Origin of the sequence: Hymenobacter sp. IS2118 (assembly GCF_000715495.1) — a bacterium.
Classification (GTDB): domain Bacteria; phylum Bacteroidota; class Bacteroidia; order Cytophagales; family Hymenobacteraceae; genus Hymenobacter.
Genome location: NZ_JNLX01000067.1, coordinates 1 through 11794, shown reverse-complemented (window position 1 = coordinate 11794; position 11794 = coordinate 1). Strand labels below are relative to the sequence as shown.

General features: G+C 60.0%; 11 protein-coding genes. 3 read left to right on the top strand and 8 right to left on the bottom strand.

All coding sequences use genetic code 11. The annotated features are described in order from the left end of the window. Positions 1-266: 266 nt before the first annotated feature. Positions 267-617 carry a 4Fe-4S dicluster domain-containing protein gene (locus tag GM79_RS05090; RefSeq protein ID WP_035560273.1) on the bottom strand — a complete coding sequence of 117 codons (351 nt, stop codon included), beginning with the start codon at positions 615-617 and terminating at the stop codon, positions 267-269. Positions 618-811: 194 nt separating this feature from the next. Between GM79_RS05090 and GM79_RS05085 the strand changes: the two genes are divergently transcribed. From GM79_RS05085 to GM79_RS05075, 3 genes are all read left to right on the top strand, one after another. Then, entirely contained in the window at positions 812-1825 is a 1014-nt protein-coding gene (locus GM79_RS05085) for an acyl-CoA reductase (protein WP_035560272.1), read from the top strand. Between the two features lie 104 nt (positions 1826-1929). Then, on the top strand, positions 1930-2235 hold the full coding sequence (locus tag GM79_RS05080; protein ID WP_035560269.1) for a hypothetical protein: 306 nt from the start codon (positions 1930-1932) through the stop codon (positions 2233-2235). A 38-nt stretch (positions 2236-2273) separates the two neighbouring features. Beyond that, positions 2274-2492, top strand: a complete 219-nt coding sequence (locus tag GM79_RS05075) for a hypothetical protein (protein ID WP_035560266.1) — start codon at positions 2274-2276, stop codon at positions 2490-2492. Positions 2493-2638: 146 nt separating this feature from the next. On the opposite strand, the gene GM79_RS05070 is transcribed toward GM79_RS05075, so the two are convergent. The 7 genes from GM79_RS05070 to GM79_RS24155 form a co-directional block, all read right to left on the bottom strand. Beyond that, complete coding sequence (locus tag GM79_RS05070) at positions 2639-3511, bottom strand: nucleoside phosphorylase (RefSeq protein ID WP_035560263.1); 873 nt, start codon at positions 3509-3511, stop codon at positions 2639-2641. A gap of 102 nt (positions 3512-3613) precedes the next feature. Beyond that, a complete protein-coding gene (locus GM79_RS05065) occupies positions 3614-4570 on the bottom strand; it encodes a rhodanese-related sulfurtransferase (protein WP_035560260.1) in 957 nt (318 codons plus the stop codon). Positions 4571-4674: 104 nt separating this feature from the next. Next, positions 4675-5307 (bottom strand): NeuD/PglB/VioB family sugar acetyltransferase, encoded by a 633-nt coding sequence (locus GM79_RS05060; protein ID WP_035560257.1) that lies wholly within the window; start codon positions 5305-5307, stop codon positions 4675-4677. Positions 5308-5403: 96 nt separating this feature from the next. Then, a complete protein-coding gene (locus GM79_RS05055; RefSeq protein ID WP_035560254.1) occupies positions 5404-6714 on the bottom strand; it encodes a hypothetical protein in 1311 nt (436 codons plus the stop codon). Positions 6715-6743: 29 nt separating this feature from the next. Further along, on the bottom strand, positions 6744-8042 hold the full coding sequence (locus GM79_RS05050; RefSeq protein ID WP_035560251.1) for a DUF2851 family protein: 1299 nt from the start codon (positions 8040-8042) through the stop codon (positions 6744-6746). A 147-nt stretch (positions 8043-8189) separates the two neighbouring features. After that, on the bottom strand, positions 8190-8834 hold the full coding sequence (locus GM79_RS05045; RefSeq protein WP_035560248.1) for a LolA family protein: 645 nt from the start codon (positions 8832-8834) through the stop codon (positions 8190-8192). 200 nt (positions 8835-9034) lie between these two features. Continuing rightward, on the bottom strand, positions 9035-11794 hold a 2760-nt coding region (locus tag GM79_RS24155; RefSeq protein ID WP_081867563.1), incomplete at its 5' end, for an FtsK/SpoIIIE family DNA translocase.

The window sequence follows — 11794 nt, the reverse complement described above, 5'->3', positions numbered from 1 at the left end:
AGAGCAGAAGTGATGGCATTAAACTCGGTCTGTCAAGCTGAGCGCAGCCGAAGCATCTCGCTCGCTTTGTTGAACGGTGCGAACGAAGCGAGCGAGATGCTTCGGCTGCGCTCAGCTTGACACCTTTTTTACTATAGTTGCTCTAGAACCGGGGAATCTGAGCAACCACGACCTAGCCGTTAGGCCGCACACAACCAACCCAACCGGCCGCAAAAAAAAAGGCCACTCCCTGAGAAGCGGCCTTTTACAAACTTTAGCAACGAAACCTACGCCGCGAGGTGCAGCCACTCCTTCTTTTCGAGGAGGCGCTCGCGGGTTTCGCGCAGGTCGGGGTCGTCCACGCAGCAATCGACGGGGCAGACGGCAGCGCACTGTGGCTCCTCGTGAAAGCCCACGCATTCCGTGCATTTATCGGATACGATGTAATAGTATTCATCCGATACCGGCGTTTGGGTGGCGGTACCGCTCACCACGGTGCCATCGGCAGCGGTTACCTCTTTCAGGCTGGTGCCGTCGGCCCAGCGCCACTGGGCACCGCCCTCGTAAATTGCATTATTTGGGCATTCCGGCTCGCAGGCACCACAGTTGATGCACTCGTCGGTTATCATGATGGCCATGGGGCGTCGGGGGTCAGGGAGTGAAGTAAACCAAAGAGGAACTGCGGGCCTTTACGTAAAAGGGCGGCCGGCCGCCGTTCTTTGGGGCATACAAAATTAACTAACAACGGCTGGGTTTGCATGGTTTAGCCCAATTTTGCGGGGCTTTTGTCTGCTCCGAGCCAGGTATTTGGCCGGAGTCACTTCCTTTTGTTATGAATCACGCCGAACGTTTAGCCGCTTTTGTGGCCCTGGGCCATCGCCTCACCGCCCTCACCCCCGACGAAATGACCACGCTGGCCGCCCGGGCCCGCAACCAAAACGCCTGGTTCGACGAACCCAATGTGCGGGCCGCCGTGGCCGGCATTGCCCACCTGCTGGCCGAAGCGCCCCTGCGCCGCTGGGCCAGCCGATACCCGCCCGAGCCCAGCACCATGCACCAAATCGGCGTCGTGATGGCCGGCAACATTCCCTTGGTAGGTTTTCACGACCTGCTATGCGTACTGCTCAGCGGCCACGGGCTGCTGGCCAAGCTCAGCGCCGACGACACTGTGCTGATGACGTGGCTAATCGAAGCACTCACGCAACTGGAGCCGCGCTTCACCGATTTCATTCAAATTCTGCCCCGGCTGAACGCGGCCGATGCCTTCATTGCGACCGGCTCGGACAACACGGCGCGCTATTTTGAGTTTTATTTTGGCAGGAAACCCCACCTCATCCGGCGCAACCGCACCAGCGTGGCCGTGCTCACGGGCCAGGAAACCAGTGAGGAACTGGCCCGGCTCGGCCCCGATATTTTCCAGTATTATGGCCTGGGCTGCCGCAACGTGAGCAAGCTATTTGTGCCCACTGGCTACAGCTTCGTGCCGCTGCTCGATGCGTTGCAAAACCACGAAGGCGTGCTCCACCACCACAAATACAACAACAACTACGACTACAACAAGAGCATTTTGCTGGTGAATCGGGTGCCACACTTCGACAACGGCTTTTTGCTGCTGCGGGCCGAGGCGGCGCTGGTGTCGCCCATTTCGGTGGCGCACTACGCTGAATATCAAAGCGAGGTTGATTTGGTAGACCAGCTCACCGACATCGCGGCCCAAACGCAATGCGTGGTATCGGCCGGTGGCCGGTTCGCGGGCAGCCTGCCCTTTGGCCAGGCGCAGTCCCCCGGCATCGATGAATATGCCGACCGCGTGGACACGATGGAATTCCTGGCTCAGCTTCCCTAGTTTTTTGCAAAAAAACTAGACTGACCAGGTTGAAACCCCGTTTACAGGCCAAAACAAGTTCTATATTTCCAACTCCCTTACTGTTCGGCTAATCCTGTTCCACCATGTCATTTATACCCACCGCCGCCACCGTTGAAATAGTTGAAAAAGAGTCAATTCAAAACCTACTGTTTTCGCACGAAGACGTGGTGGCCGAAGCAACTGACCGGCAACGCCGTCGCGCCGATGCGGACCGGGCCGTGAAGCTGGGCAATGCCTACCAAGGCAAGCTGGACATCTATTTTCAAACGGCCGACGGCGCTACCAAGCGGGTGGCCACCACCGTATGGGCCGCCGATGCCGAACACCTCACGCTGAAATCGGGGGCAACGGTGCCCATGCGGGCCGTACTCGGCTTCGATTTTTATTAGCGTATCATTGCCCCGTCGGCAGCAAGCTGATTATTCACATGAACATCATTTCAACCCTCTGGGGAATTGTGGCGCTGCTTCTGGCGCTATTGGCACTTTTTCCATTTCTGGGCTGGGCCAACTGGTTCATCCTGATTTTCGCCGTGATTGGGCTAATTATCGGTGCCTTCGGGCAGCGCAAAACTGGTATGACGCTGAACGGCATTGCCATTCTCATCGCCTGTTTCCGCCTTTTCATCGGCGGCGGCATTATCTGATTTGCCAATAGGAAATCACCCAAGGAATCGTGGTTTCCGGGCCGTCATGCCGAAGGCAGGCGAGGCATCTCGCTCGCACTATTGAACGGTGCGAGCGAAGTGCCTCGCCTGCATTCGGCATGACCAAATTCCTTTTGCCCGACTTCCTAAAGCAGCAAAAGCGTGCGCTCAATCATGGCATCGACCACGGCGGCGGCATTTTCCGCGAATTCGCCCGTAGCCCGGTTGGCCACGATGGCATTCAGCGAAAGCATTTCGTGCCCCAACAAACGGCCCAGCGAATAGTAGCCCGCCGTTTCCATTTCGAAGTTGTCCAGACGGAATTCTCCCTCGGCGCTGGTGTGCCGGAATTTTTGCAGCTGAGAAATGTAGGCCGGCTGCCGCAAGTCGAGGCGCAAAACGCGGCCCTGCGGCCCGTAAAAACCGGGGCAGGTGAGCGTGTTGCCCATCACCAGGCCGGCGCCCAGCTGTTCGCGCAGCAAATCGGAGCCCCGCACCACGTAAGGCACAAAATTGAGCCCGAGCGCTTGTTGCAGCCCGATGGCAATTTCGGTTTCGAGGCCGGTTTCCACCAGCGGGTAGAACTGCATGAGGCTATCCAGACCCACGGCGTGCTCGGTAGCCAGCATGGCGCCAATGGGCACGTCGGGCTGCAGGCTGCCGCTGGTACCCAGCCGAATGATGCGCAAATTCAGCCGCTCCTCCACCGGACGCACCGTGCGCGACATGAAATCGATGTTGACCAGCGCGTCGAGCTCGTTCATCACAATGTCGATGTTGTCGGTGCCCATGCCGGTACTCAGCACCGTGAGGCGCTTGCCGCGGAAATACCCCACGTGCGTCACGAACTCACGGTGCGTGGTTTCGAACTCTACCGAATCGAAATGCCGGCTTACCTGCGCCACCCGCGCGGGGTCGCCCACGGTAAGAATGGTATCGGAAATATGGTCGGGCAGCAGGTTGAGGTGGTAAATGGTGCCGTCGGGATTCAGAATGAGCTCGGAGGAAGGTATCGACATGTGGTTGAATTAAAAATCATGAATTAAAAATTAAAAATTCAGCGAAAAGCCGGAACATATGAAAAATGGATAAAGCTTTGTCGGCCAACCCATTTTTAATTCTCAACTTTTAATTTTTAATTGCCCGTAAGAGGCCAGTCCCTGCGCGGGATTGTAATGGTTGCTGAGTTTGGGGTACGCGCCGGTACCGTCGTAGGCGCGCTTGTCGGGGTGGGCGGCGCAGGCCGTCGAGCAGGCGCCCTCCAACTGTTCGCCGCAGGCTTCGCAGAGCGGCAGGTGGGCGTTGCAATGCGGATTGGCGCAGTTCACGAGCCGATTGCTGGGCTGCTGGCAGTGCTGGCAGCGCGAAATCACCGTGGGGTTCACGGAGTTCACGTCCACGGCCACGCGGTTGTCGAAAACGTAGCACTGGCCATCAAAGTCCTCGCCCCCGGCCTCGATGCCGTATTTAATGATGCCGCCGTGCAGCTGGTAGACGTTCTCGAAACCCTGCTCTAATAGGAAGGCGCTGGCCTTTTCACACTTCACCCCACCGGTGCAGTAGGTCAGAATTTTCTTGTCCTTGAACTCCTTCAGCCGCTCCAGCCGCTCGGGAAAGTCCCGGAAGTTCTCCATGTCCAGCGTAACCGCGTTTTTGAAGCGGCCGAGGTTGTACTCGTAATCCGAGCGCACGTCCACCACCACCACATCGTCGCGGTCTTTCAGAGCCTTGAACTCCTGGGGCGACAGGTGCTGCCCGGTTTTCTCGTGCGGGCGCACGTGACGCAGGCTGCTGTGCACAATTTCGGGCTTCACCCGCACGTGAAGCTTCTGGAAGGTGTGCGCCGGCACGTTGTCAACCTTAAATTCCAGGGCGGCAAAACGCGGGTCGGCCTGCACGGCGGCCATGTAGCGGGCGCAGTTTTCGACGGTGCCCGACACGGTGCCGTTCAGCCCCTCGGCAGCCACGATGATGCGCCCGCGCAACTCCAGCTCCAGGCACAAGCGGTGGTGCGCGTCCCGGAATTGCTCCGGGTTTTCGATGGGCGCGTAGCAGTAATAAAGCAGAACCTGATACATTTTTTCAGCTGTTAGCTACTAGCCGTTAGCTATTAGCTGATGCTGGACCTTGTTCCCATTGAACAAAAGCTAACAGCTAACAGCTTTGAGCTAACAGCTAAAAATCATACTTTCACGGCCGGATTGCCAAATACAGTCTGGCCGTTGGGCACGTCGGCCACTACCACCGAGCCCGCACCAACCCGGGCTTTGTCGCCGATTTTCACGCCGGCCACCACCACCGCGCCCGCGCCGATAAAGGCCAGCTCGCCTACCTGCACATCGGCCCCGAGCAAAGCACCACTGCCCAGCTGCGCGAAGTTACCGACGCTCGTCCGGGCTTCTACCACGGCATTGGCACCTATCATGCAGCCATCGCCTAGCGTGGCAGTGGCGGCCACTACCGCATTGGGCCCCACGTAGTTGCCGTGGCCCAAGGTAGCGTGCGGCGCCACGCTGGCGCGCTGATGAATGGCATTGACGGGCACGGCTTCGTATTCGGTGCGCAGCATTTGGGTGAGGCTGCGGCGGCTGGCGGTGTCTTCGGTGGCCACAAATACCTCGCATTTCTTTCCGAGCAGTTTCAGCATCTCGCCGTCGTCGGTGTTGCCCATCACGGGCACGTCGAGCAACTCCGTCCCTTGCAGGGCCTTGTCATCGTCGAGCAGGCAATACACGACTATTTCGTTGGACAAAAAAGCATCGAGCACGGCCGTACCAACGGTTTGGGCACCAAGAATAATAACGGGATTTTCCATAAAAGGCGGTATTCAGTTGAGCGTTCGCGCTCGGGGCATAATGGCCCCAACGGCGGTGGAACGGACGGCAAAGTTACGCCACTGGCAGCGCAAGGCTTACAATTCGTCTTTAACCGGGGCGCCCAAACCCACGCGGCGCAGCAAGGCGGCGGCATAGTCATTCTGGAGCAGCAGCAGCACCAGAAAAGGCATCAGCTCGCTTCGATAACGGTTCAACGAACCCAGGTTAGGAGTGGTGAGCCCTATCAAAAAGGCAAGCGTCATGCAGAAAATAGCCAAACCCAGGCCCAGCTCAAACGGCAGGTGGCCGGCCCGCCCCCGCCCCACGGCAACAGCGGCCAGAACCACTAGCCCCAGCATAAACGCGTTTTCGAGGCCCGCGACGATGTACATGGGCAAGCGCGATTCGCCCAGCCAGGGCCGGGTCAGCGCGTTGGCTACCGCCAGGGGCGCGTGCGCGGCGAAGCTCTCGATAGTTGGCCGCAGGGCCGGGTACTCAAAGTGAGGTTTCCCGGCCGAATGGTAGGCTTCGAAGGTGTACACCTTAATAACCTGACTGGTAAACTTATTGGCCGTGAAACCGCGACTAAGCATTGGGGCAAGCCAGACGCCACCAGCCAGCAGCACCGCCAGCACGGCCACCTGCGCCCAGCGCGCCCGTACCACCTTTATCTGTTTCAAGCCAGCCAGCAGCGCCACCGCCACGAGCACCCCGAGGAGCGGCATGGCAAAGAAATACCGCATCTTGAAGTGCAAAAACGCTAGTGCGCTGCTGCCCAGCAACCAACGCAGCTGCTGGCCCAAAGGCATTGTGCCAGAACGGCCTTTTCCGTACAGCTTACCCACAACCTGGGCCGTGAGCCAGGCGCCACTGCCCAGCAACATGGCTTCTTTGCTGATGCCAGTGGACCAGTACCAAACCGAAGGCCACAGCAGGAAAGCCACCACGCCCGCGCCCGCCGGCGTACCGGGAAACACCTCCGCCAACCGGCGCACCAGCTGCCAGCACCCCACAAAGGCGAACAAGCTGAGGTAGAAACCATTGATAGCGCCGATGCCCAAGGACCCAAAATTCAGCAGTGCCAGCAGCTTCACCAGAAACCAGGTATTGGACAGGCCCTGATACACGGCCTGGTAGTCGGCCCCGGCTTCGTTCTGGATGCGAATGACGGTGACGGCCTGGGTGAGGGTGTTGAACGCGTTGGCGGGCGCGGCCCACAGCTGGGCCGTTATCTGCTTGCTCAGGTTGCTCATGAAGGCAGAATCCAGCTGGGGCGTCCAGCTGCGGGCTACCCCGAGCCCCAGGCGCAGGCCCAGGCCGCCCACCAACGCGAGTCGCCACCACCGCTGGTCTGCCCAACACCACTGCCGCCGTAGCCACGGCAACAGCACGGCCAACAGCCCCATATTAAGCAAAATCGCTAGTAATATTCTCATTAAACTGCTCGTGGATGCTGCACCAGGCGGCTGCCGATGACGCAATGCAGGCAGCGGCGGGGCGCGCAGTAATTCTTGTGCAGGGCCAGCAAGCCCTGCGAGTCGGCCGCTGAGCGGTGAGTAAAGCCCAGGGCCTCGTACACGTCTGTAAACTGGTTATGTTCGGCCGGCAACTCGGTGAGCAGGGCCACGCTGCTTTCCACCAGCTCTGGTTGGCCCACGTGGCGTGCATAGGCCACACGCAAAGGCACCACCACGTTAGTGATGAGAAGGTCGGTACTGCTTTTGCCGAGCGCCGGGACCTTGCCTGGCCGGCCGGGCCGGTAGTGCGTGCGCCAGTAAGGCGGCACCGGCGCCCGAAAAAACTCCGTGAGTGCGCCCACATGCTGCGCCGTGAGCAGGGCGTCGAACAGCGCCGGCCGTGCGTGCAACAAGCCCGCCAGCTGCCCCAGTCGCACCGGCGGAAAATTAGCCGGCCGCAGCCGCAGGTAGTTCCACTCGTGCACCCGCAACGCCGTGGCCTCCAAGTTGTATTTGTGGCTCAGAAACGCATGCTCGCGCTTCAAGTCCTGGATGTAGTCATCGCCGCTGGTTTCCTCATTATCAACCAAAAATCCGGCCTGCCCGAAGAGTAACGCTTCCAGCTGGCGCTGGTCGTGCCGATGGCGACGCAGCACGGCCAGCGGCACGGCTTTGGCCAGGCGGGCCAGGGGCTCGCTGTTCTTTTGAAAGCCAAAGGCCGCCATCAGGGCGTGGTAGGCCGTAGCTTCCCAGTCTTGCCCGAGGTGCTGGTGCAGTGCCATCACCGCGTCGGCCTTGCGCTCTACCCGCTCCAGTAGGGCGCGCTCGGTCATCATGGTCTTCGTGATTTCGGGCACCCGATTCAGGAGCGGGGCGCAGGGCAGCGGGGCGGCGGCCGGCGCCTCTACCAAAGCCTCGTAGCGGGCCAGCAGCTCGGGCAGCAGGCGCGGCTGCAAGGCCAGCGCCGGAATCAGGCTACCGTTGGTGCGGGCCACGTCGGCATCGTGCTGGCCCACTACGTGCAGGATTACCTGGTCGTACTTGGGGTCGGTTTGGTGCTGGTGCCGGGCCCAGTCGGACGCGCGCAAATGGATTTCCACGGCGCCGTTCCACTCCACTTCGCCCACGCGCAGGCGGGCATTCAGGAAGTCGGGCCCGGCATCAGCGTTGCGGTGGCCGGGGCGCAATACCTGGATTTCCTCGCCGGCAGCGGTGCGCAGGTCGGTTTTGTCGAAGTACTGGTGCTGCCAGACGTAGTGGTAGAAGTCCTCGCGCATGGCTGCAAATTAGTTGTTAGTTGTTGGTTGTCCGTTGTCGGCGGTAAAACTGGCTACCGCGCAAATAAAAACGGTCCGCCTCTGTCGAAGCGGACCGCAGTATCAATCGGCCTAACAACCGATAACTACAAACTTATAACTAATTGATTACCGCAGGTCCACCACTTTCACGCCTTTGTACTTGGCCTTGTCGAAGGCAAACGTACTGGCATCAACGGGCGGGTTGGGCTGGAATTTCTTGATAGCAAAGGTGTACTGGTTGCCGTTCTTTTTGAACATCTGCCAGCTTTTCACCGAAGCATCCTTTTTGCGCACCTTCAACCGCACTTTAAACACGTCATTCTGACGGTTTTCGGGCGACAGCTCAATGATGTCGATGGCTTCGCCAGCTTCCTGCACCTGCTGCACGTAGGTGTACTTGTACCCCTTTTTGTACATGGTATAAATCTGGGAAGGAGACATTTCCTGCGATTCCGGGTCCGAATCGGAGATGTTTACTTCGTTCTCATTCTTGAGATAGGTCCAGGTGGTTTTGCCATCGTTGATGACTTCCTGGCCGCTGATTTTCAGCCGGAATTTCTGGCCACTCACCAAAATATCACCGCTGATATTCTGCTTCACCTTAGCCGAAGGGTTCTCCAGCGTCTGCGTAAAATTAGCTTGGAACGCCTTCAACGACTGGTACTTATCGCTCATCTGGTCAAGTATTTTGCCAGCTTTGGGGTCTTGCTGGGCGGCGGCGGGCAATGCCAGCGTGGCCGCGAGGAACAGCAGGGAAAGTGATTTTTTCATTTTAAGAGGGAAGAGCGGAGAGCCCCGAAAAGAGCTCTGATGGCCTAATACGGTTTTGGGTTAACAAACGACCGGCCAAAGTGCTACCAGAGGGCCAATTAGAAGAAAAATAATTAGCCTTCCGGTTTTTAGCAGCAGTAAGGCCCAGCATAGGAGGCATCTAACCTACTGTGATTAGCTAAGGCAGCCAACGATAACGGCTATTTGCTCAGGCTGTTAAGTAGCTGTTCCAACTGATATTCATCGGGAATGAGGACGTCGCGGGCCTTGCTGCCCTCGAACGGCCCTACAATGCCCGCGTGCTGGAGCTGGTCGATGAGCCGCCCGGCGCGGTTGTAGCCCAGCTTGAGCTTGCGCTGAAGCAGGCTGGTGCTGCCCTGCTGGTGCAGCACGATGCAGCGGGCCGCGTCCTCAAACATGGAGTCGCGCTCGGAGGGGTCCATTTCCTCGTTGCCGCTGCCCGCGTCGCCGTCGGCGCCGGCCACTTCGGGCAGCAGGTAGGCATCGGAATAGCCCTGCTGCTCGCCAATGAAGTCGCACACGCGGTCCACCTCCGGCGTGTCGATGAAGGCGCACTGCACCCGAATCAGGTCCGAGCCGGCCGAGAACAGCATATCGCCCTGCCCAATGAGCTGGTCGGCGCCGCCGGTATCCAGAATGGTCCGCGAGTCAATCTTGCTGGTCACCTTGAAGGAAATCCGGCAGGGGAAGTTGGCTTTGATAATACCCGTAATCACGTTCACCGAAGGGCGCTGGGTGGCTACGATGAGGTGAATGCCGATGGCGCGGGCCAGCTGGGCCAGGCGGGCAATGGGCGTTTCCACCTCTTTGCCGGCCGTCATCATCAGGTCGGCCAACTCATCGATTACCAGCACGATGAAGGGTAGGAATCGGTGGCCTTTCTTGGGGTTGAGGCGGCGCTCGATGAACTTGTGGTTGTACTCCTTCAGGTTGCGACAGCCGGCTTCTTTCAGCAGGTCGTAGCGCCGGTCCATCTCCATGCACAGCGAATTGAGCGTGTTCACCACCTTCTTCGTGTCGGTGATGATGGCCTCGTCGGTGTCGGGCAGCTTGGCCAGGTAATGGCGCTCAATCTTGTTGAAGATGCTCAATTCCACCTTTTTAGGGTCCACGAGCACGAATTTGAGCTGTGCGGGGTGACGCTTGTAGAGCAGCGAGGCCAGAATCACATTCAGGCCTACCGACTTACCCTGGCCCGTGGCACCGGCCATGAGCAAGTGGGGCATCTTGGCCAAATCGGCCACGAACACCTCGTTGGTAATGGTGCGCCCAAAGGCGATGGGCAGGTCCATTTCCGAGCGAGCAAACTTCTCCGAGCCCAGCACCGAGCGGATGCTCACCATCTCCTTCTTAGCATTCGGAACCTCAATACCGATGGTGCCCTTGCCCGGAATGGGCGCGATGATGCGGATGCCCAGGGCGGCCAGACTCAAAGCAATGTCATCCTCCAGAGCCTTGATTTTGGAGATGCGTACGCCGGCCTCGGGCACGATTTCGTAGAGCGTGACCGTGGGCCCGATGGTGGCCTTGATGCTGGCGATGCTGATGCCGTAGTGGCCCAGCGTCTCTACAATGCGGTCCTTGTTGGCTTCCAGCTCTTCCTTGGTGACCTGGGCCTTGGGCGTGCCGTAGTCGTTGAGCAGCTCCAGGGTGGGGAACTGGAAGCGCGAGAGGTCCAGCGTGGGGTCGTAGTTGACGTTGGGCATGGCGTCGGCGTCCTCGTCCTCGTCGGCCACGGCGGCAATGGCGGCCCCGGCGTTGGGGTCCAGGTCGTCGCGGCCGGGCGTGGTGATTTCCAGCGAGCGAGGGGCCGGCAGCTCAACCTTTGGAGCAGGTGCGGACAGGTCGCTGTCGGCCAAATCGGCCAGGGAAAGCGGCGTGGGAATGGTCGACGCGGGCACACTCGGGGCCACGTCGGCCGTGGGCATTTCGATGGAAAAAGCCGGCCCGGCCGCCACGAGCGGCACCACGGCTGCCGCAGTTGCGGCCACGGCGGCAACCTCCGAAGCCGCAACCGAAAGCGCCACGCCGGCACCCAGGCGCGGGGCTGGCTCAAACTCCATGGCGGGCGCGGCGGGTTCCTCCTCATCCAGTTGGAGCGCGGCCCGGCCGTCCTTCTCGTCGGCAGCCGGGCTGATGGCCACCGGAGCCGCTACGGGTACCGGCGCGGCCGGCCTGGCTCTCACCGGCGGGGCAGCCACTACCGGCGCCACGGCGGCGGCTTGTTCAGCCGCCAGCTCGGCTTCGATTTCGGCGTCTTCCTCGGCATCGTCTTCCACGCCCAAGCGGCGGAAATGGCCCAGGTTGATGCTGGTGACATTAAAGAAGAATACCACGAACGAAATCAGCACGAAAGCCAGCAGCAGCACCGTGCCCCAGCCAATGAGGCTATCGAGCCAGGAAGCGGCTTCAAAACCTACCCCGCCGCACAAAAAGTCGAGTCGGTGCGCCAGGGCGGGGTCGGCACCGGGCGTGGCCAGCGTCACCACCACGTAGCCCATCAGCACGCTCAGCCAGGCCATAGCAAACAGCCCGAGCGCCAGCACGTAGCTCACCGAACCCGTCGCGGTGCGGAACACAATCTTATAACCCAGGAAAAAAACCACCGGAATCAGCGCAAACGCGGCGATGCCAAACAGCTTGTAGATAAAGAGTTCGGCCGCCCAGGCGCCCAGTAGGCCCAGCCAGTTGCCCGATTCCTGGCCGGCTTCCCGGAGCGGCGTGCTGCCCAAACCGGCCACAATGCTCTGGTCGGCGTGGCCGGTGAACAGGAATGACGTGAAGGCGATGGTGAGGTAGAGGCTGGCGAGCAGCAGGCCAAACCCGACGAACAGGTGAAAGCGCCGGTCGCGCAGAATGACCAGCAGGTTGCTCAGGCCGGGCATCGGGCCACGGGGCGCGCGGGGCGGCCGGGCGGCGGCGGCCACCCGCGCGGCTTT